At 71.4% G+C, this 20,496-nt stretch carries 16 protein-coding genes; 9 read left to right on the forward strand and 7 right to left on the reverse strand.

The window, feature by feature from the left end:
• Positions 1-928 (reverse strand): DUF4184 family protein (locus ACIBBB_RS12520; protein ID WP_398981012.1); only part of this gene is annotated, 928 nt, incomplete at its 3' end.
• A 239-nt stretch (positions 929-1,167) separates the two neighbouring features.
• Here ACIBBB_RS12520 and ACIBBB_RS12525 point away from each other — a divergent pair.
• Positions 1,168-2,859 carry a lytic transglycosylase domain-containing protein gene (locus ACIBBB_RS12525; protein WP_398981014.1) on the forward strand — a complete coding sequence of 564 codons (1,692 nt, stop codon included), beginning with the start codon at positions 1,168-1,170 and terminating at the stop codon, positions 2,857-2,859.
• Positions 2,860-3,195: 336 nt separating this feature from the next.
• Here ACIBBB_RS12525 and hrpB read toward each other — a convergent pair whose 3' ends face one another.
• Together hrpB and ACIBBB_RS12535 are read right to left on the reverse strand one after the other, a co-directional pair.
• A complete protein-coding gene (gene hrpB / locus ACIBBB_RS12530; protein WP_398981015.1) occupies positions 3,196-5,760 on the reverse strand; it encodes an ATP-dependent helicase HrpB in 2,565 nt (854 codons plus the stop codon).
• A gap of 4 nt (positions 5,761-5,764) precedes the next feature.
• Positions 5,765-6,604 carry a class I SAM-dependent methyltransferase gene (locus ACIBBB_RS12535; RefSeq protein ID WP_398981016.1) on the reverse strand — a complete coding sequence of 280 codons (840 nt, stop codon included), beginning with the start codon at positions 6,602-6,604 and terminating at the stop codon, positions 5,765-5,767.
• A gap of 386 nt (positions 6,605-6,990) precedes the next feature.
• Here ACIBBB_RS12535 and rpsA point away from each other — a divergent pair, with 386 nt between their 5' ends.
• The 4 genes from rpsA to ACIBBB_RS12555 all read left to right on the forward strand — a co-directional run bounded on the left by rpsA (position 6,991) and on the right by ACIBBB_RS12555 (position 10,917).
• Positions 6,991-8,514: a 30S ribosomal protein S1 gene (gene rpsA / locus ACIBBB_RS12540; RefSeq protein WP_189108602.1), complete on the forward strand. Its 1,524-nt coding sequence runs from the start codon at positions 6,991-6,993 to the stop codon at positions 8,512-8,514.
• 284 nt (positions 8,515-8,798) lie between these two features.
• Positions 8,799-9,737, forward strand: coding sequence for a PAC2 family protein (locus ACIBBB_RS12545; RefSeq protein ID WP_398981017.1), 939 nt, complete (start codon positions 8,799-8,801; stop codon positions 9,735-9,737).
• Between the two features lie 119 nt (positions 9,738-9,856).
• Positions 9,857-10,474, forward strand: coding sequence for a dephospho-CoA kinase (gene coaE, locus ACIBBB_RS12550; protein ID WP_398981018.1), 618 nt, complete (start codon positions 9,857-9,859; stop codon positions 10,472-10,474).
• Positions 10,475-10,551: 77 nt separating this feature from the next.
• Positions 10,552-10,917, forward strand: coding sequence for a tetratricopeptide repeat protein (locus tag ACIBBB_RS12555; protein WP_398981019.1), 366 nt, complete (start codon positions 10,552-10,554; stop codon positions 10,915-10,917).
• Here ACIBBB_RS12555 and ACIBBB_RS12560 read toward each other — a convergent pair.
• Positions 10,886-11,239, reverse strand: a complete 354-nt coding sequence (locus ACIBBB_RS12560; protein WP_398981020.1) for a DUF6343 family protein — start codon at positions 11,237-11,239, stop codon at positions 10,886-10,888. The genes ACIBBB_RS12555 and ACIBBB_RS12560 overlap by 32 nt on opposite strands.
• A gap of 178 nt (positions 11,240-11,417) precedes the next feature.
• Here ACIBBB_RS12560 and ACIBBB_RS12565 point away from each other — a divergent pair, with 178 nt between their 5' ends.
• The 4 genes from ACIBBB_RS12565 (at position 11,418) to ACIBBB_RS12580 (ending at position 16,821) form a co-directional block, all read left to right on the forward strand.
• The gene (locus tag ACIBBB_RS12565; RefSeq protein ID WP_398981021.1) at positions 11,418-11,903 is read left to right on the forward strand and encodes a DoxX family protein; all 486 of its coding nucleotides are present in this window, start codon (positions 11,418-11,420) and stop codon (positions 11,901-11,903) included.
• Positions 11,904-12,070: 167 nt separating this feature from the next.
• Positions 12,071-15,070, forward strand: coding sequence for a DEAD/DEAH box helicase (locus tag ACIBBB_RS12570; RefSeq protein WP_398981022.1), 3,000 nt, complete (start codon positions 12,071-12,073; stop codon positions 15,068-15,070).
• Positions 15,067-16,320, forward strand: coding sequence for an SWIM zinc finger family protein (locus ACIBBB_RS12575; protein WP_398981023.1), 1,254 nt, complete (start codon positions 15,067-15,069; stop codon positions 16,318-16,320). The genes ACIBBB_RS12570 and ACIBBB_RS12575 overlap by 4 nt, the downstream gene beginning before the upstream one ends.
• Positions 16,321-16,365: 45 nt before the next feature.
• Positions 16,366-16,821, forward strand: coding sequence for a hypothetical protein (locus ACIBBB_RS12580; RefSeq protein WP_398981024.1), 456 nt, complete (start codon positions 16,366-16,368; stop codon positions 16,819-16,821).
• Between the two features lie 147 nt (positions 16,822-16,968).
• Here the strand turns inward: ACIBBB_RS12580 and ACIBBB_RS12585 are convergent, their stop codons facing one another.
• From ACIBBB_RS12585 to ACIBBB_RS12595, 3 genes are read right to left on the reverse strand one after another with little or no spacing between them, the layout of a single operon-like run.
• Positions 16,969-19,380 (reverse strand): ATP-binding protein, encoded by a 2,412-nt coding sequence (locus ACIBBB_RS12585; protein ID WP_398981025.1) that lies wholly within the window; start codon positions 19,378-19,380, stop codon positions 16,969-16,971.
• Complete coding sequence (locus tag ACIBBB_RS12590) at positions 19,381-20,010, reverse strand: DUF6879 family protein (protein WP_398981026.1); 630 nt, start codon at positions 20,008-20,010, stop codon at positions 19,381-19,383.
• Entirely contained in the window at positions 20,003-20,272 is a 270-nt protein-coding gene (locus ACIBBB_RS12595; RefSeq protein ID WP_398981027.1) for a hypothetical protein, read from the reverse strand. Before ACIBBB_RS12595 ends, ACIBBB_RS12590 begins: the two co-directional genes overlap by 8 nt.
• Positions 20,273-20,496: the final 224 nt, after the last annotated feature.

Below are 20,496 nucleotides of genomic sequence, written 5' to 3' on the forward strand. Positions count from 1 at the left end.
CCAAGAGGCGGGCGCCGGGGGGGGGGGGCGGGGGGGGCGCGGGCGCGGGGGGGGGGGGGGGGGGGGGGCCGGGGGGGGGGGGGGGGGGGGGGGCCGGCCGGGGGGGGGGGGGGGCCCCCCCCGCCCCCCCACGGCCGGTGCGCAGCCGCATGCCCGCTCCGTACAGCACGAGTCCCGCCGCCAGCCCCGCCCCGGCGCCGAAGCAGAGCGTCGGAATGATGTCCAACGGCGTCGACACCTGCCCGTGGTAGTCGTACCAACGGATGAACCGGTGCGCCATGGCGATGAGCGCGCACCCCGCGAGCAGCGCGTAGGCCACGGCCCGCTCGCGCCGTACGAGCACGGGCACCGAGGCCGGCGCGGGAGAGGGGGGCAGACGGCGCACGGCGGAGACCGTGAACCAGCAGAGCGCCACCAGCGCCAGCGCCGAACTGCCGTACTGCGTGTACGTGTACAGCGGGAAGCCGGCGACGACCTCCCCCAGCGCGGGGACCATACGGGTGCCCCACCGGTCGATGTGCGTGAACGCGTCCCACACCACATGGGTGGACGCGCCGAGCACCGCCGAGACGTAGAACCGGGCGGCGAGCGCCCCCCGTCGTCCGCCGCGCCGGTCGGGTCCTCGTACGAAGGCGTGCGCCCGTCCCTGCCAGGCGGTGGGCAGCAGCGCGAGCACCGGCTCACGCAAGATCAGCCAGATGCCCACGAGGGCCGCGGCGATGACGACGTCGACGGTGAACAGGCCCAGCGGGCCGTGCGTCACCGCGCCGAACTCCATGGCGGCGGGCACGGCGGTCGCGGCGAAGTACGTCATGTCGGGTGCCATCGAGCCGGCGACGAGCGCGGAGGCGAGCAGCGGCCCGCGCGACGTGCCGTCCCTTCTGATGCCCGGCAGCACCGCCGCGGCATGGCTCAACGTGAAAGGCATGGCAGGTCCCCCTGGGGCGTGTCGTCGTTCGATCAGGCAGGGAACACGCCCACCTGGCACGGAGTCAGTATGAAGGAAGCCCCTTTCCCGCTACCGGTTCGACCTGCGGGAAGCCGGGAGGTGGCGAAACGGTGAAAAGCGGTCAGCACCCCGTGTGCGTACACAGGGTGTTGCCGTAGGGTCGCCTGAGTCCTCGCGCTGGGAGCGCGAACAGCTGTTCATCGGGAGGGACCAGACGTATGGCAGCGCAATTCGGCCGCCGGCTCCGCAGAGGGGCGACCACCACCGCGGTCGCCGCGCTCGCGGTCGCCGCACTCTCCGCCTCGCAGGCCCCGGCGATAGTCTCCGGTGGCGGTGACGGCGGCGGAAAGCAGGCGTCCGGATCGAGTGTGCCGGACGGGGACGGCTCGGCCTCCGGCGACTCCTCGTACCACACGGATCTCCCACCGCTGAACACCCCGAACAAGCCCGGCACTTCGATCGACCTGCCGGGCCTGGGCGGGGAATCGGAAGCCGGTATACCCGCCTCGGTGCTGGCCGCGTACAAGCAGGCCGAACAGAGCATCGCGATCACCAACCCCGGCTGCAATCTGCCGTGGGAGCTCCTCGCCGCGATCGGCAAGGTCGAGTCGGGCCAGGCGCGCGGCGGCAGGGTCAACGACGAGGGCACCACACTGACGCCGATCCTGGGCCCGGTGCTCAACGGTGTCGGCTTCGCCAACATCTCGGACACCGACAACGGTGAGTACGACGGGGACAAGACCCACGACCGTGCCGTGGGCCCGATGCAGTTCATCCCCTCCACCTGGGCCACCTGGGGCCAGGACGCGAACAGCGACGGCCGCAAGGACCCGAACAACATCTTCGACGCGGCGCTGGCCGCCGGCCGCTATCTCTGCGCCAACAACCGCGACCTGTCGGTGAAGTCCAATCTCGACCAGGCGATCCTCAGTTACAACCGTTCGAACGAGTATCTGGCGACGGTCCTGTCCTGGCTGGACTACTACAAGCGCGGTACCCACGAGGTGCCGGACGGCTCGGGCGTGCTGCCCACGGGCCCCGGCCCGCTGAACCCGGGCGGTTCGGGGAACTCCCCGAGCCCGGACCCGACTCCGTCGAACAACGGCAACTCGCCGAGCCCCGGCCCGTCCCCGACCCCCGAGAACCCCGGCGACTCGCCGTCGCCCAAGCCGCCGAAGCCCCCCAAGCCGCCGACGACGACGCCGCCGCCCCCTACCCCCGCGCCGACCGTCCAGCGGCTGGAGAACGCGGGCACCGGAAAGCTGTCCGCCACGGCGGGCGGGGTGTTCGCGGAGCGCGTCTCGGTGCGTGGCGAGGACGCCGAGGGCAAGGCCGTCGGCAAGGTGGCCGTACGGTTCGAGATCGTCGGCGGGACGGACGCGACGTTCGCGGGCGGCGGGAAGCAGGCCACCGTCACCAGTGGCAGCGACGGCGTCGCCACGGCGCCCGCGCTCCAGGCGGGCGAGAACACCGGCGACTTCACGGTGCGGGCGAGGGTCGTGGGCCGTACGGTCCCGGCCGTCGACTTCACGGCGACGGTCACCGAGCGCCAGGCGGACGCGGTCGTCCGGACCAGCGACAAGGAACTGACGGCGGCGCCGGGCGCGGAGTTCGCCGACACGGTCGAGGTCAAGGCCACCAACCAGGGCCAGACGGCCCCGGGCGTGGCGGTCAAGGCCACCATGATCAAGTCGGCCGACGACGCGTCGCCGGCCGACAAGGGCCCGTACTTCAAGGGCGCGGACGGCTCGCCGCTCAGGACCCTGGAGGGTCTGAAGACGAACGACCAGGGCCTGCTCGTACTCCCGAAGATCTACGCGGACGACGCGACGGGGACGTTCCTGCTGCAGATCGAGACGGCGGGCGGCGCGAAGGTGACGATCGAACTGAAGGTCGCCGCCCCCGCGTAGGCATACGGCCTACGAGCTCTGCCGCCGAGCGCGTACAGCTGAGCGCGCGCCGATGAGCGAACGCCGCCCCTCAGTCACGGACGGAGGGGCGGCGCCGGCTTGTTCCGCGTGTTTACGCACACGGCTGCGGACACGGCCTAAGCCGTGTCTGACAAATCCCGCCTGGCGCGCGGCGTCCGGCACGCACGCTCGCCGCGTTGTCGGACTCATCCGGGTACGTCCAGTACGAGAATGATCCTCCGCCTTGCGATCGCACGCACCGACGAGTCATCAGCCGCTCCGCGGCGGGCACGCGCCCCGCCCCGCGGGCGGACGGCGCTATGTGTCAGACACGACCTAGCGGCGGTCCTTCAGGCGCCGCGTCGCGACCGCCTGCGTCGGGTCCTCCGGCCACGGGTGGCGCGGGTAACGCCCGCGCAGCTCCGCGCGTACGGCGCGGTAGCCGTCCCGCCAGAAGGACGCCAGATCCGCCGTGACGGCCGCGGGGCGCCCGGCGGGAGAGAGCAGATGGACCAGCACCGGCACGCCCGCGACCTCCGGTGTCTCCGTCAGGCCGAACAACTCCTGGAGTTTCACCGCCAGTACGGGCTGCTCGCCGCCGTAGTCGACGCGTACGCGCGATCCGCTCGGCACCTGGAGACGCTCCGGCGCCAACTCGTCCAGCCGCCCCGCCTGACCCGACGACCACGGCAGCAGCCGCCGCAGCGCTTGGCCCGCCTCGATCCGCGCCAGATCCGCGCGGCGCCGGGCCTTCGACAGTTCGGGTTCCAGCCAGTTGTCGGCGCCGTCGAGCAGGGCCGCGTCCGAGACGTCCGGCCACGGAGAGCCCAACGCCCGGTGCAGAAAGCCCAGTCGCTCGCGCAGCGCCTCCGAGTCACGCGTCCAGTGCAGCAGGGTGCCGGGGCCCTCGCGGCGCAGACCCTCCAGCAGTGCCGCCCGCACCAGGGCCGGGCCGGGCCCCCGCAGCGGTCGCGCGGACAGTTCGATCGCGCCGAGCCGCCGCACTTCCCTGGCGACGACGTCGCCGTCCTCCCAGCGCACCTCTTCGCCGGAGACCAGCAGGTGGGCGGCGGCGTTCCGGGCGGTGTCCTCGTCGATGACGGCGGCCAGCCGCACCCGGGCGGAGGCCGCCGTCGCGGGCCGGTCCGCGACCGCGACGGCCAGCCACGGCGCGCTGCGCAGCCCGGACGCGTCGGCGAGCTCGGCGCCGGTCCCGGACGCCATGAGGAACGCGCCGCCGCCACGGGCGCGCGCCACGCGCTCGGGGAAGGCGTACGCGGCGACGATCCCGACGACGACATCGTCGGGCGGCCCGCCCGCCTCGCCGTCCCCGCCGCCGGCCCGGCGACCGTCGCCGGCCTCCCGGCCGCGCCCCCCGGCCGAGGCCAGCCTTCGCGCCTCCTGGCGCCAGCGCGCCGCGTACCCGTCGCCGCCCCGCCTCGCCGTGCGCCACGCGGCCGCCAGATCGTCGCCGTACGCCCTCGGAGGCTCCTCGCTCAGCAGCGCCACCACCTCGGCGGCCCGGCGCGAGCCGACCTCCCGGGCGCCGTCGAGCAGCGCGCGGGCCAGCCGCGGATGGAGGCCGAGCAGGGACATCCGGACGCCCCGGTCGGTCACCCGTCCCTCGGCGTCCACCGCCCCGATCGCGGCCAGCACGGCTTGAGCGGCGGCCAACGCCCCCGCCGGCGGCGCGTCGAGCAGGGCGAGGCCCGAGGCGTCCGGGTCGCCCCAGCACGCCGCCTGCAACGCGAACGCCGCCAGATCGGCGACCTTGATCTCGGGCGCCGGGAACCGCGCGAGCCGCGCGTCCTCGGCCTCGTCCCAGCACCGGTACACCGCGCCCGGCGCCTCGCGCCCCGCACGCCCCGCCCGCTGCCGTGCCGTCGCCTGTGAGGCCCGCACGGTGGTGAGCGCGCTCAGCCCCCGCGCGTGGTCCGTACGCGGCTCACGCGCCAGCCCCGAATCGACCACCACCCGCACACCCGGCACCGTCAGGCTCGACTCCGCCACCGAAGTCGCCAGTACGACGCGGCGGTTGCCGTTCCCCGACCCCGCGAGCACCGCGTCCTGCACCTCAGCCGGGGCCCGGCCGTGCACCTGAAGGACCTCGGCGCCCAGGCCGTCCCGGTCGCCCAACTGGCCCGCCACCCGGCCGATCTCGCCGACGCCCGGCAGGAACACCAGCACATCGCCCGCGCGCTCGGCCAGCGCCCTGCGTACCACCGAGGCCACATGCGTCAGCAGCGCCGGATCGACCCGCATCCCGTGCGGTGGACGCACCGGGCGCGCCGGCGGCGCCCACACGACCTCCAAAGGATGTGTGACTCCCCGCGCCTCTACTACAGGCGCGTCCCCCAGCAGCCGCGCCCACCCCTCGGCGTCGGTCGTCGCGGACGCGGCCACCAGCCGCAGTTCGGGACGGAGCGTGGCCCGTACGTCCAGCAGGAAGGCCGCCACCGTGTCGGCGTCCAGATGCCGTTCGTGACACTCGTCGATGATCACCACGTCGACGCCGCCGAGTTCCTGGTCGCGCTGGAGCCGCTGGAGCAGTACGCCGGTCGTCACCACCTCCACGACCGTGTCGCGTCCCACCACGCGCTCCCCGCGCACCGTGAAACCGACGCTCCCGCCGACTCGTTCGCCCAGCAGCCACGCCATCCGACGGGCCGCCGCACGTGCGGCGATCCGTCGCGGCTCGGCGACGATCACCCGCCGCCGGGGTCCCTGCCCGGCGCCGCCGGGCAGGGGCACGAGGCCGGCCAGCACCAGCGGCACCAGCGTCGTCTTGCCCGTGCCGGGCGGCGCGCACAGCACGGCGCACCCGGGCCCGTCGAGGGCCGCCTCCAGCGCGGGCAGGGCGGTACGGACGGGCAGAGCGCCGAGGACGTCTTCGCGGATCACGCCCTCAGTCTCGTACGCAGACGAAGATCGCCGATCCCGGGATCAGATTCCCGCGCAGCGGCGACCAGCCGCCCCACTCCTGGGTGTTCCACGCCGGCCACTGGGGCTCCACCAGATCGACGAGCCGGAAACCGCCCGCCACCACGTCGCGTACCCGGTCGCCCACCGTCCGGTGGTGCTCGACGTACATCGCGCGCCCCCGCTCGTCCTGCTCCACGTACGGGGTGCGGTCGAAGTACGACGAGGCCACCGACAGGCCCTCGGGCCCCGGCTCGTCGGGGAACGCCCAACGGATCGGGTGCGTGACCGAGAAGACCCAGCGCCCGCCCGGCCGCAGCACCCGCCGTACCTCGCGGAACACCCGCACCGGATCGGCCACGAAGGGGATCGCGCCGTACGCGGAGCACGCCAGGTCGAAGGAGCCGTCGCGGAAGGGCAGCGCCCCCGCGTCAGCCTCCACAAGAGGCACCTCGTCGCCGATGCGCAGCGCGTGCTGGAGTTGCCGGTGCGAGAGGTCGAGGGCCACCGGACGCGCGCCCTGCCTCGTCAGCCAGCGCGAACACTGCGCCGCGCCCGCCCCGATCTCCAGGACGTCGAGGCCCTTGAGCGACTCGGGCGGCCCCAGGAGCTCCGCCTCCACCTCGTCCAGGCCCTCGGGCCCCCAGACGAACCGGTCGTCGCCCAGGAAGGTGCCGTGCTCGACCTGGTAGTCGTCCGCGTTCCGGTTCCACCAGCCCCGGTTGGCGCGGCTGCTCTCGGTGCCGTCGCTGTCACGCCGGGTGGCTTCGGGCTCCCACTGTGTCTGATGCTCCGTGTGCTGATGCTCTGCCTGGTCTTGGCTCATCGTGCCCGTCGTCGTAGTGTGCGGAAAGGCCGTACGAACCTGTGCCGCCCTGTAGTCGGCCGGTAGCGGCCTGAGCTACGGTGCGGCCGTTGTGGCCTCATGAAACGCTTGTTGTGCCGGGTATGGGGCGTTCCGCCCCGGGTGTGCGCCTTCGCGCATTGACCGTGTCCGGCTGCCCCCGTATGCTAAAGGTTGCGCTGCGGGCTTGCGCGCCTCAGACGTAGCAGGCCGCGCTCGCATCTGTTGTAGGTCCCCTCGGCTGTTCGAGGCGCCTCCCTCATCGGGAATGGCGCTTCCTCGGCTGTCCGGCTTCCGGCAGATGGCGATACGGGCTCTCGGCGTGGCAGTACCTACGACTCAATGTCCGTACCGGAGCCTTTACCCACATGACGAGCAGCACCGAGACCACCGCCACCACCCCGCAGGTTGCGGTCAACGACATCGGTAACGAGGAAGCATTCCTCGCCGCGATCGACGAGACGATCAAGTACTTCAACGACGGCGACATCGTCGACGGCGTCATCGTGAAGGTCGACCGGGACGAGGTCCTGCTCGACATCGGTTACAAGACCGAAGGCGTCATCCCCTCCCGCGAGCTTTCGATCAAGCACGACGTCGACCCCAACGAGGTCGTCGCCGTGGGCGATGAGATCGAGGCCCTCGTCCTCCAGAAGGAGGACAAGGAAGGCCGGCTCATCCTGTCCAAGAAGCGCGCGCAGTACGAGCGCGCCTGGGGCACGATCGAGAAGATCAAGGAAGAAGACGGCATCGTCACCGGCACCGTCATCGAGGTCGTCAAGGGTGGACTCATCCTCGACATCGGCCTCCGTGGCTTCCTGCCGGCCTCTCTCGTCGAGATGCGCCGCGTCCGCGACCTCCAGCCCTACGTGGGCAAGGAGCTCGAAGCCAAGATCATCGAGCTGGACAAGAACCGCAACAACGTGGTCCTGTCCCGCCGTGCCTGGCTGGAGCAGACGCAGAGCGAGGTTCGCCAGACCTTCCTCACGACCCTGCAGAAGGGCCAGGTCCGCTCCGGCGTCGTCTCCTCGATCGTCAACTTCGGTGCGTTCGTGGACCTCGGCGGTGTCGACGGTCTCGTGCACGTCTCCGAGCTCTCCTGGAAGCACATCGACCACCCCTCCGAGGTTGTCGAGGTCGGCCAGGAAGTCACCGTCGAGGTTCTCGACGTGGACATGGACCGCGAGCGTGTCTCCCTGTCGCTCAAGGCGACGCAGGAAGACCCGTGGCAGCAGTTCGCCCGGACGCACCAGATCGGCCAGGTCGTTCCCGGCAAGGTCACCAAGCTCGTTCCGTTCGGCGCGTTCGTCCGCGTCGACGAGGGCATCGAGGGTCTGGTCCACATCTCCGAGCTGGCCGAGCGCCACGTGGAGATCCCGGAGCAGGTCGTCCAGGTCAACGACGAGATCTTCGTCAAGGTCATCGACATCGACCTGGAGCGCCGCCGCATCAGCCTCTCGCTGAAGCAGGCCAACGAGGCGTTCGGCGGAGACCCGGCCTCGGTCGAGTTCGACCCGACCCTGTACGGCATGGCTGCCTCGTACGACGACCAGGGCAACTACATCTACCCCGAGGGCTTCGACCCCGAGACCAACGACTGGCTCGAGGGCTTCGAGGCTCAGCGCGAGGTGTGGGAGACCCAGTACGCCGAGGCGCAGACCCGCTTCGAGCAGCACCAGGCGCAGGTCATCAAGTCCCGCGAGGCCGACGAGGCCGCCGCTGCCGAGGGCGCTGCCGCCCCGGCCGGCGCGGCTCCCGCCGCCTCCGGTGGCAACGGTGGCGGTGGCGGCGGCGGTTCGTACTCCTCGGAGTCCCAGGACAACTCCGGCGCCCTGGCGTCGGACGAGGCCCTGGCCGCCCTGCGGGAGAAGCTGGCCGGTGGCCAGAGCTGACGCTCTGACTCCGTAACCGGTCGACAGCTCGACGTAAGGCCCGTTCCCCCTTGGGGCGCGGGCCTTACGCATGCCCGCACCGCCGGGTCGGTGAAGATCAACGGCGGCCAAGTGCCGTACGCTGTCGGCCTGTTGCTTCCCGCACCACCGGCGCCGGGACCCACGGCCCCCGTACCGACGGGTATCGGTCCGTCCTTCGCCGGCCGGATGCGGCGTGCGCGGCCGGGGAATGCTCACGCCCGGAGGCGCGTTCTTCCTGAGGAACACGAGGAGGACCGGTAATCGTGCTTGATCCGCAGGATTTGTACGAGTGGGAGCCCAAGGGCCTGGCAGTCGTCGACATGGCGCTCGCGCAGGAGTCCGCGGGTCTTGTCATGCTCTACCACTTCGAGGGCTACATCGACGCGGGTGAGACCGGCGACCAGATCGTCGAGAACTTGCTGGAGTCGCTGCCCCACCAGGTGGTGGCGCGCTTCGATCACGACAGACTGGTCGACTACCGCGCCCGCCGCCCGCTGCTGACGTTCCGGCGCGACCGCTGGTCGAGCTACGAGACGCCGACTCTGGAAGTACGGCTCGTCCAGGACGCCACCGGCGCCCCGTTCCTGCTGCTGTCAGGACCCGAGCCGGACGTGGAGTGGGAGCGGTTCGCCGCGGCCGTGTCGCAGGTCGTCGAGCGCCTCGGCGTACGGCTGGCCGTCAACTTCCACGGCATCCCGATGGGCGTTCCGCACACACGCCCCGTCGGTATCACTCCGCACGGCAACCGCACCGACCTCATGCCGGGCCATCGCAGCCCCTTCGACGAGGCCCAGGTGCCCGGCAGCGCCGAGGCGCTCGTCGAGTTCCGGCTGATGGAGACGGGCCACGACGTTCTCGGAGTGGCCGCCCACGTCCCGCACTACGTGGCGCGGTCCTCGTACCCGGACGCGGCGCTGACCGCGCTGGAGGCCATCACGGCGGCGACGGGACTCGTCCTGCCGGGTGTCGCGCACGCCCTCCGTACGGAGGCACAGCGCACCCAGACCGAGATCGAGCGCCAGCTGGGCGAGGGGGACGAGGAGCTGGTGACGATGGTGCAGGGCCTTGAGCATCAGTACGACGCGGTGTCCGGTGCCGAGAGCAGGGGCAATCTGGTGGCCGAGCCGGTGGAGCTTCCGTCGGCGGACGAGATCGGGCTCGAATTCGAGAAGTTCCTCGCCGAGCGCGAGGGCGACTCCTGAGGCGTGGGGGCGCTCGGGGGCGCCTCCTGCGCTTGGGGGCGCCTCCTGAGTCGGCCGGGCGTCCGTAAGTCGTCCGGCAGTCTCGTAAAACGCCCGGTGCACGCTCTAGGCTGCGAGACATGCTGAAAGTGGGCCTGACCGGCGGGATCGGTGCCGGAAAGAGCGAAGTGTCGCGACTGCTGGTCTCGTACGGCGCGGTGCTGGTGGACGCGGACAAGATCGCCAGAGAGGTCGTCGAGCCCGGGACTCCCGGGCTCGACGCCGTTGTCGATGCCTTCGGGCCCGGTGTCCTGACCCCCGACGGGAGGCTGGACCGGCCGAAGCTCGGCTCGCTCGTCTTCTCCGACAGCGACAAGCTCGCCACCCTGAACGGGATCATCCATCCCCTGGTCCGAGAGCGTTCGGCGGAGCTGGAGAGCGCGGCGGGGGAGGACGACATCGTCGTCCACGACGTGCCGCTCCTCGTCGAGAACGGGCTGACCGGGCTCTTCGACGTGGTCGTGGTCGTGGACGCGTCGCCCGAGACGCAGCTGGACCGGCTCGTACGGCTCCGAGGCATGGCCGAGTCCGACGCCAGGTCGCGGATGGCGGCACAGGCCAGCCGCGAGCAACGCACCGCCGCCGCCGATCTGGTGGTCGACAACGACGGGCCGCTGGAGAAGCTGGAGCCGCGGGTCCGGGAGGTCTGGGAGCGGCTGGTCGAGCGGGCGACCGCCGGCGCGCCCACCGACCGGTGACGCGCCCACCGACCCGTTTTGGAATACCGGCAACCTGTGCGACGTTGAACGCGCGGACCGAGGGGAAGGATTCGACCGTGCCCGAGAGCCCGGAGACCCACGTCATCGACTACCGCGCGGCGGAGCAGCTGCTCGCCGCGCGCGACCCGCGCGGCGCGGTCAAGCTGCTGGACTCGGTGATCGCCGCGCATCCCGAGAACACGGCCGCCCGGCTGCTGCGCGCCCGCGCGTTCTTCGCCGCCGCCCAACTGCGGCCCGCCGAGCTGGAGTTCGAGCTGGTCCTGGAGCGCGAGCCGGACAACGCCTTCGCGCACTTCGCACTGGCCCGTACCTATGAGCGGGCGGGGCGTCCCGAGCACGCGACGAAGCACTTCAGGCTGGCGGCGGCGCTCGACCCGAACCCCGAGTACCTCAAGGCGGCGCGTTTCGACTCCGACGGCTGAGGTCGTCGCCCCTGTCGCTGTCCTTCCTCCACTTCCAGGGCCTCTCGTAAGCGGTGCCGCGGCGCCGTCGGCTGTGATCTTCGAACGGCGGTACGTCGCGGCTCGGCTGGTAGCGCGACCCCTGGCGCATATGGCGGACGACCAGCACGAAGTCCGTGGCGACGATCAGCAGCAGCACCCCGCAGGCGGCGGACCAGCCCGGTTGGTCGGCGACCGCGAAGGCGACCGTGCCGAGGGTGAACCAGAACAGGCCCCAGACACTCAGCCACCAGCGCATCCGCAGCGGACTGCGCGCGGTGACAGGTTCATTTCCGGTGCGCATGGCATCGCACCTCCTGTTGGTGACGTACCCGGTCCGCGCCCCGTGCACCGGGTGGGAGCCGGGAAACCGGCCGACGGGAAGTCCGTCGATCCGACCGCCCGGAGAACGATGAGTTCCAGGCGCGGCAGGTGTCTACCTCCTTGAAAACACACCACGTGTTCAACGGAGGAGACCCCCAATGTCCGAGGCTACGACCACTCCCGCGCCGACCGCATCCGCGCGGCCCACTTCCCCTTCCGCCGCCGCGGTCGTTTCCGCCGGCACGGCTCAGGCCGGGCCCTCGCGCCGCACGGACATCGCGGTCCGTACGCTCCAGATCGTCCTCGCGCTGTTCCTGGCGATCCCGAGCGCGGGGCCCAAGATCATCGGCCACTCGGTGGCGGCCGAGTCGTTCGACGAGATCGGCTTCGGAGACTGGTTCATGTATCTGACCGGTGGCCTTGAGCTGGCCGGCGCCGTCGCGCTGGTCGTCCCGATCCTCTCGGGAGCCTCCGCGATCGCGCTCATCGGCCTGATGATCGGCGCCTTCATCACCCAGGTGACCGTCTTCGACGGTCAGAACGCGCTGACGCCGGTGATCCTCCTCGTCCTCTTCGCCGTGGTCGCGTGGGTGCGGCGGCAGAAGACCGTGGAACTCGTCGCCCTGGTGCGCCGTCGGGTCTGATCCGTGGCCACCCCGCCGGCCACCCGCCGTCGCGTCTGACGACCGCATCCTCAAGCCTTTGAGGGTGCGGCCTTCAGGCATGACGGGGGGACTGTCAGACCTCCCGCCTAGACTCGCCGTAACGAGATCTCGCAGGTGTGCGACCTGGGGGGAAGGAGTCGGTGACGATGGCGCGACACGCGTTGGACGAGGCGCTGTCGACCGTCCGTGCCCTTGGCCGTGCCTCCTCGGGCGCTCTCGCGAACGCGGACAGGGACGCGGACACGGACGCCGCCTCCTCCGCGACACCGCCGGCCCGCTGCGCCGTGGTCTTCCTTCCGGCGAGCCTGCCCCGGGAGGGGCGCGTCGCGTTCTGGGCCCCGGAGGGGGAGCCGCCCGCAGGGGATGAGTTCTCCACGGGCGATCTCACGGTCGTGGTCCCGGCCGACCACGAAGACGCGGTTGACGGACACGGCTCCGGTGGACCGCACGCGGGCGTACGCAGCGTGCGGACCCGCGTCGTACGCGCCCTGCTCATGCCCGTCGCCGACGCGGTGCCTCTGCTGGTCAGCGCCCGCTCCGACGCCTCGGCGCATCCCTCCGCCGCCTGCTGGGGAGCCGCGGCCCTGCACGCACTCCACCTGGCGGCCCGGGGCCGGCTGCTGCCCGGCCTCACCGCGTCCGACCACGACGCCTGGCGGGCCGGGCCGCTCGACGCGGACGACATCGCCCAGCTGCGGGCCATCGCCGCCGCCATGCCCTACGAGGCGCACGCCGTCCCGCTCCCCGATCTGCTCCCGCTGCGGCTGCCCGAGCCGGAAGCCCTGGTGCGGGCCTTCCTCGACGCGGTCGCCGACGCCCTGCCCCGTACGCCCGCCGCCGCGTTCGCCGCAGGCGCGCCCTTCGCCGCGCACGACCCACAGCATCTGCCCCGCGCCCGCTCGTGGGCGGCCGAAGCGGCGGCCGGTATGGATGCCGGGGTGCGCGTCTCCCTGCGCCTCGACCTGTCGGCGTACGAGCTGTTCGACTCCTCGTCGCCGGACGAGACGCCGGAGGAGTCCGGCGCCGAGCGGCGCGCCGGGGCCGCCCTCGTCCAGATCCACAGCCTCGCCGATCCGACGCTCGTCATGGACGCGGCCCAGCTCTGGGCGGGTGACGGCGACGACCTCTTCGGACCGCGCGCCCGGATCGACGCCCTGCTCGCGCTGCGCCGCGCCGCCCGCGTCTGGCCGCCGCTCGCCAGACTGCTGGAGCACGACGTCCCGGCCGCGCTGCCGCTCTCCGAGGACGAGCTGTACGACCTGCTCGGTCCCGGCGCTGCCCGCCTTGCCGCCGCCGGAGTGGCAGTCCACTGGCCGAGGGAGCTGGCGCGTACGCTCTCGGCCGCCGCCGTCGTCCGTGCCGCGCCAGGCTCGGCCACGGACGGCACGCCCTTCTTCGACAGCGCCGAACTGCTCAAGTTCAACTGGCAGTTGGCGCTCGACGGCGATCCGCTCAGCGAGGCGGAGATGGACGCGCTCGCCGAGTCGCACCGGCCGATCGTGCGGCTGCGCGACCAGTGGGTGGTGATCGACCCCGATCTCGTAAGGAAGGCGCGCAAGCGGGAGCTGGGCCTGCTCGACCCGGTCGACGCGCTGGCCGTCGCCCTCACGGGGTCGGCCGAGGTGGACGGCGTGACGGTCGACGCCGTCCCGACCGGCGCGCTGGCGGTCCTGCGCGACCGGCTCCTGGCCGGCCCGGCCTCCGTTCCGCAGCCCGCCGCCCTGGACGCCACCCTGCGCGACTACCAGCTGCGCGGTCTCGCCTGGCTCGATCTGATGACCTCGCTCGGCCTCGGCGGCTGTCTCGCCGACGACATGGGCCTCGGCAAGACGATCACCGTCATCGCCCTTCATCTGCACCGCGCCCGCCCGGCCCCCACGCTCGTCGTCTGCCCCGCCTCCCTCCTCGGCAACTGGCAGCGGGAGATCACCCGCTTCGCGCCCGGCGTCCCCGTCCACCGCTTCCACGGCTCCGGCCGCACGCTCGACGGAGTGACGGACGGCTTCGTCCTCACCACGTACGGCACGATGCGCGGCAGCGCGCCCGAACTGGCCGCCCACACCTGGGGGATGGTCGTCGCCGACGAGGCCCAGCACGTCAAGAACCCGTTCTCCTCCACGGCCAAGGCCCTGCGCACGATCCCGTCGCCCGCCCGTATCGCCCTGACCGGCACCCCCGTGGAGAACAACCTCTCCGAGCTGTGGGCGCTCCTCGACTGGACGACGCCCGGACTCCTCGGCCCGCTCAAGTCCTTCCGCGCCCGCCACGCGCGTGTCGTGGAGAACGTGGAACACGCGGGGTCGGCGGGCACCGCCGCGAGCGACGACGCGGTGGAACGGCTCTCCCGGCTGGTCCGCCCGTTCCTGCTGCGCCGCAAGAAGTCCGACCCCGGCATCGTGCCCGAACTGCCGCCCAAGACGGAGAGCGACCACCCGGTGCCGCTCACCCGCGAGCAGGCCTCCCTCTACGAGGCCGTCGTCCGCGAGACGATGGGCGCCATCGAGAGCGCCGAGGGCATCGCCCGGCGCGGTCTCGTCATGAAGCTGCTCACCGCGCTCAAACAGATCTGCAACCACCCGGCGCAGTATCTGAAGGAGGACCGGGCCAGGCTCACCGGACGCTCCGGGAAGCTGGCCCTGCTCGACGAACTGCTCGACACGATCCTGACCGAGGACGGCTCGGTCCTGGTCTTCACGCAGTACGTGTCGATGGCGCGGCTCCTCTCCGCGCACCTCACCTCCCGCGCGATCCCGTCCCAGCTCCTGCACGGCGGCACGCCCGTGGCGGAGCGCGAGCGGATGGTGGACCGGTTCCAGTCCGGCGAGACCCCCGTCTTCCTGCTGTCGCTCAAGGCCGCCGGCACGGGCCTCAACCTCACCCGGGCCGGCCATGTCGTGCACTACGACCGCTGGTGGAATCCGGCCGTCGAGGAGCAGGCCACCGACCGTGCCTACCGCATCGGCCAGACCCGGCCCGTGCAGGTCCACCGGCTGATCGCGGAGGGCACGGTGGAGGACCGCATCGCCGAGATGCTCGACGCCAAGCGCGCCCTGGCCGATGCCGTACTCGGCTCGGGCGAAGGAGCCCTGACCGAGCTGACCGACCGTGAACTGGCCGATCTGGTCTCGCTGCGGAGGCCGTCATGACCGCACCGCGCGTTCCCCGGCACGACGACCGCCGCCGTACGTTCCCCGCCCTGCCGCCCCGGCCCGGCGCGGCGGGCGAGTCCGACTTCGCCGCCAGTTGGTGGGGCAACGCCTGGGTGGAGTCCATGGAGGACTCCGCGCTCGACCCGGCCCGGCTGCGACGCGGGCGTGCCTACGCGGGCCGCGGGCACGTGGACGCGATCACGGTCACCCCGGGCCGGGTGATGGCGTACGTGCACGGCTCCCGCCCGCGCCCGTATCGTACGGAGATCCGCCTGCGCACCCTCGGCGACGGCGACTGGGAAAACCTCCTCGACACCGCCGCGGCCCGCCCGGACCATATCGCCGCCCTTCTCGACAAGGACATGCCGCACGCGCTGGCCGCCACTGCGGACCTGCTTCCCACCGCCGGGGACCTGACACCTGACTGCTCCTGCCCCGACGACGGATTCCCCTGCAAGCACGCGGCGGCGCTCTGCTACCAGACGGCGCGGCTGCTGGACGAGGACCCGTTCGTGCTGTTCCTGATGCGCGGACGCGGCGAGCACGAGATCCTCGCCGACCTGACCCGCCGCAACGCCACCCGCTCCGCCGCCGAACGGAGCACGTCCGCACCGCCCATGCCCACGGTCGACGCGGCAGCGGCGGTGACCCCCCACCCGCCGCGGACCCTGCCGCCGCCGTTCCCCCTGCCCCCCAACCCGGGCCGCCCGCCCGTCTATCCGCACACACCCGGCGCCCCCGACCCACTGGCGCTCGACCTGCTCGCCACGGAGGCGGCGGCCCGCGCCCACACCTTCCTCGCGACCGCCATCGACCCTGTCGCGGGCCTCACCCCCTGGCAGGACGCGGTCCGCCTGGCCGCCGCCCACCCCGGCTCCGGCCTCACCGCCTCCACCCGCGCCCTCTACCGCGACCTCGCGACGGGCACCGACCACACCCCCATGGACCTCGCACGCGCCGTCGCAGCCTGGCGCCAGGGCGGCCTCGCGGGCCTGGCCGTCCTGGAAGACTCCTGGGACCCACCCGCCGGTCCCTTCGACCGCGCCCGCCCCGCCCTGATCGCGGCCGACTTCCCCCACTTCCGCCCCTGGCGCAACCGCCTCTCGGAGCGCTCACTCCAACTCCGCTTCGGCCGCGACGGCCTCTGGTACGGCTACGAATCGGACCCCGACCAAGAGGACTGGTGGCCCCGGGGCACCCCGGACACCGACCCGGTGGGCGCATTGACGGCCCTGCTCGGACGGTGACCGGTAGGCTCTTCTCCGTTACGACCGACGGACCAAGGGGGCGCGGTGGAAGCCGAATTAGTGGCATTGGCGGCGGCGGGAGCGACCGCCCTGGTGCAACAGATGGCGACGGACGGCTGGACGGCGGCACGCGACCGGGTGGTGGCGTTCTTCGCGGACCGGGGCTCGACCACCCCCGAGTCCGTCGAGCAGGACCTGGAGACCGGACGCGCCGAACTGGTCGCGGCCCAGCACCACGAGGACGAAGGGCTGATGGCCGACGTCCAGTCCGAGTGGCGGGCCCGCCTTCGCCGCGCACTTGTCGCGGACCCGGCCGCTGCTGCCGAACTCCGCGCACTGCTGGACGAGTTGACCCCCACCACGCCCTCGACGTACCAGGCGCCCGACGTGCACAACACGATCAGCGGCGCCACGGTGCACGGCACGGTCATCCAGACGGGCACGGTCGGGAGGGTGGATTTCGGCGGTGATGGCTCGCGCGAGCGAGGCGGGAGAGCTTGAATACCGCGTCAAAGGAACTGATGACGGCCCAAAGGGCGCACGGCGAACCATCCCGGGCTCTGTGTGCGTTGGCGAGGCGGCCTGAGGCCATTGCCTCGCCAACGCGTCGCGAGAGGCCCGGTAGTTCGTCGCAGTGCCCGCTGCGGCTCAGTCCTCAGATCCCCTCCGGCCGAGCCGCCGCTCGACGCTCTCGCGCATCTCACATGCCCGAGGGTCGTCGTACCGCGCCAGGAGCCGGGCGCAATCGTCCCACAGCCCGTGCGCGGCCTCCTGGTCCTGATCCTTTATGACGCGCGCGAGCCCGTCGAGGGTCACGGCTTCGTTCCACGCGTCGTCGAGTTCTCGGTGGGCCGCCAGGGCACGGCGGTAGAAGCCGGCAGCCTCCTCCGTACGATCAAGGTGGCAATAGGCCTCTCCGGCCCCCTGCCAGGCGCGTGCTTCACGGCTCCTGTCACCGAGCCGACGGTGCAGCGTCGCCGATCGGTGGTAGGCGGTGAGCGCGTCACCGTAGTGGCCAAGGGCCAGCTCGGCGTCTCCCAGAGCGAGCAGCCAGTTGCCTTCCAGCACATGGCTTCGTAGATCCAGCGCGATCTTCAGCGCCTCCTGGGCGTCGCGACGAGACTCCTCGGGCTCGCCCCGGTCGAGGTGAATCGAGCTCAGGAGCCAGAGGGCATTGCCCTCGCTGCGAGTGTTCCGGTGGCGGCGGTGAGCTGACAGTGCCCGCTGGGCACCGTCGAACGCACCCATGAGCCGCCCTGCCTGGTACTGCACCAGGGCAAGGTTGGCGACGGAGACGCTCTGCCAGTGCTCCTGCCCCAACTCCCCGAAGACACGTGCCGCTTCGACAAGTCGTGCTGCGGCGGAATCCAAGCGTCGCTGACGGAGGTGAACCAGGCCGAGGGCGTTGAGGGAGGAGGCCTCGCCCTCCCGGTCGCCCAACTCCCGCCGGATGGCCAGTGCCTCTTCATGGCAGTGGACACTCTCGGCCAGTCGGTTGATCTTGGTGTATCCGAAGCCGTGGTTCTCAAGGAGCATGGCTACCGTCGGCTGCTCGTTCAGCCGCCGCGCAGCGAGGAGGCCGATCTCCCCGATGGCCAGCCAGTCCGTGGTGAGCGACGAAGGAGCTTTGGCGTTCCACAGCACTGCGGCGAGCTGCCACGCGTATCGGTCCAGCTCCGCTTTCTCGGCCGCCCTGACCACAGGCAGAAAATTGGCGTTCTCGCGCTCGGCCCAGTCCACCGACTGGTCGTAGTCCGCGAAGGTGAGCGGTGTTACAGCGGCGTCCGCTGGACCAAGTGGGAGACGGTCCTCAGCCGGCATGATCCACCTCTGGGCAGCGTCCGCGGTGTGCAGGTACCAGTCGAGTGTGCGGTGAAGCGCCGCGGACCGACCCTCTGGTGACTCCTCCCGGTGGGCTTCGCCTCCGGCGTAGGCACGAAGCAGATCGTGGAACTCGAACCGGTCCGGTGCCCTCTGCATCAGCAGATGCGCGCCGGCCAGCACGTCCAGCAGTTGCCGCGTCCGTCGGACACTGAGCCCTGTGAGGGCCGCTGCGGCACCGATGCCGAACTCGGGACCCGGGTATAGCCCCAGCAGGCGGAACACGCGTGCCGCATCCGGAGGAAGAGCTTGGTAGGACCAGGCGAACACCGCACGCACGGCTTCGGCTTCTTCTTCATCCCCTGTGCTCAAGGCGTCCCACAGCGCTGATTCGTCACGCAGATCACTGATCAATTCTTCCAGCCGCATGTAGGGACGGTCGGCGGCCCTTTCGGCCGCAATCCGCAATGCCAGCGGAAGATGAGCGCACATCCGGGCGAGCTCGATCAGCTCGTCTTCGCTGTCGGCGCGAAAGCCGGCAGTGACCTCACGCAGCAGAGCAACGGCTTCCGGCTCGGCGAGTGTGCCAAGGGTCAAGCGATAGGCGCCGTCACGCACGGCGAGTCCGGACAGACGCCCTCGGCTGGTGACAACAGTCAGGCAGTTGGCATTGCAGGGCAGCAGCGGACGGACCTGGGCGACGGTGGCCGCGTTATCCAGGACGATGAGTACCTTGCGGTCGGCCAGGACAGAACGGTAGAGCGCTGCCGATGCCTCTGGGCCGGCCGGTACCGCGGCGGCGGGAAGACCGAGTGCGATCAGTAACTGTGGAAGCACGTCCTGTGCGCTGAGCGGTTCTCCCGCATCGTAGCCTCGTAGATTTACGTAGAGATGGCCGTCGGAATAGTGGTCCCGCACCCGGTGCGCCCAGCGCAGAGCGAGCGAAGTCTTACCAGCCCCAGCCGTCCCGGCGATCACGAAAACAGGGGCCACAGAACGATCCCGGTCTCCCTGCAGAGTCGCGTCGAGCTGCTCGAGTTCGGCGGTGCGATTGATGAAGTGCCTGATGTTGCCGGGCAGTTGGCGTGGAGTCGGATGGGGGGCGTTGCGCTCTCCGTCGCTGTAGTCATGAAAATGCACACCGCCGCTGACCTGGCCGGCCTGCACCACGTCACGCGAGGAGCCCGACAGGTCGGAGTGGGTCCCGCCCCGGCTCTCTCCGCTGCCGCCGCTGTTCACTTATTCCGTCTTCACGGCAGGGGCGGGCAGGTGCGCCACTCGCCGATCCACGTAAGAGACGATGTCCTCGCCGTCCTCGTACAACCCCTGGATGAATACTTCCCAGTTTCCGATGAGACCGGGATCTTGGAATCGCACCGCCCCGTCCAGTAGGCCCGACTCCGTGTAAAGAACCTCGTACAGCACCTGGCCCCCGAGAGAGACGACCTCGGGTAACAGCTCTGAACTCTCCAGCGACCGCACCTTCTCCGCGCTGACAACCCGCACGGGCATGCCGCTCGCCCCTTGGACCCGCAGCGCGTGCAACTCCCATTGGAGATAGGGCGTCAGTGGCTCCTCCACGACGCGCACACGTCGGAATACGCTGCCTCCTTCCCTGTCTTCCCGCGCGACCCTCTCCCACATGTCGCTCTTTGCCCAGAGTAGTTGGAGAGCCTCTTGCCATTCGCCCCGCTGGATAGCATCCCAGCTGGGAGAGTCCTGCTCCTCGAAGTGCTGGCGACGTTCGAACTTCCAGCCGTTCCTACCGATGATGTCCTGGTCGCGCCGCCGAAAGTCCTGTTGGTAAGCGCCAGTCGCGAGGATGTCTCCCCGCGCACGACTGAGGGTGAGGGCCTTGCGATCAGGCATCAGCAATGTCTGCCTTCGCTGCCCGGAGCATGCTTCCCGGGATGACGACCAGCCTTTCGTCGTCGGCGATCGTGGCCTCCGCAGGCAGGGACGGGCCGTAGACATCCGTCAGGTCGCGGCCGATAACGGCGATGTCGCCATTGTCCAGCTCCCAGATGTCGGGGCAGCCGTCCTTGTTCTCCGTGACCCCCAGTTCCTGTGGTGACTTCCCCAACCTCCGCAGAAAGAGAGCCGACGGATCGGCTTCCCACGCACGGGCCATGCCTGCCTCCTGATGGGCGCCGTCAGACGTTCATGGCCAGCAAGCCTACGGATTGTCGTGACTCGGTGCCACGCCGCTACCGGACATCGAGTCCGGCCCGCGACGGTCCCTGGGTGATGGAACCGCCGTGGGGGGGGGGGGGGGGGGGGGGGGGGCCGCCCCCCCCCCCCCCCCCCCCCCCCGGGGGGGGGGCCCCGGGGGGGGGGGGCGGGGGGGGGGCGGGT

This window comes from Streptomyces sp. NPDC051217 (assembly GCF_044455465.1).
Taxonomy (GTDB): domain Bacteria; phylum Actinomycetota; class Actinomycetes; order Streptomycetales; family Streptomycetaceae; genus Streptomyces.

Bases quoted from the DNA above. Each gene is read 5' to 3' on its own strand.
- ACIBBB_RS12570 (WP_398981022.1), top strand. From the start codon at position 12,071: ATGGCGCGACACGCGTTGGACGAGGCGCTGTCGACCGTCCGTGCCCTT.
- rpsA (WP_189108602.1), top strand. From the start codon at position 6,991: ATGACGAGCAGCACCGAGACCACCGCCACCACCCCGCAGGTTGCGGTC.
- ACIBBB_RS12525 (WP_398981014.1), top strand. From the start codon at position 1,168: ATGGCAGCGCAATTCGGCCGCCGGCTCCGCAGAGGGGCGACCACCACC.
- ACIBBB_RS12590 (WP_398981026.1), bottom strand. From the start codon at position 20,010: ATGCCTGATCGCAAGGCCCTCACCCTCAGTCGTGCGCGGGGAGACATC.
- ACIBBB_RS12595 (WP_398981027.1), bottom strand. From the start codon at position 20,272: ATGGCCCGTGCGTGGGAAGCCGATCCGTCGGCTCTCTTTCTGCGGAGG.
- ACIBBB_RS12560 (WP_398981020.1), bottom strand. From the start codon at position 11,239: ATGCGCACCGGAAATGAACCTGTCACCGCGCGCAGTCCGCTGCGGATG.
- coaE (WP_398981018.1), top strand. From the start codon at position 9,857: ATGCTGAAAGTGGGCCTGACCGGCGGGATCGGTGCCGGAAAGAGCGAA.
- ACIBBB_RS12575 (WP_398981023.1), top strand. From the start codon at position 15,067: ATGACCGCACCGCGCGTTCCCCGGCACGACGACCGCCGCCGTACGTTC.
- ACIBBB_RS12535 (WP_398981016.1), bottom strand. From the start codon at position 6,604: ATGAGCCAAGACCAGGCAGAGCATCAGCACACGGAGCATCAGACACAG.
- ACIBBB_RS12565 (WP_398981021.1), top strand. From the start codon at position 11,418: ATGTCCGAGGCTACGACCACTCCCGCGCCGACCGCATCCGCGCGGCCC.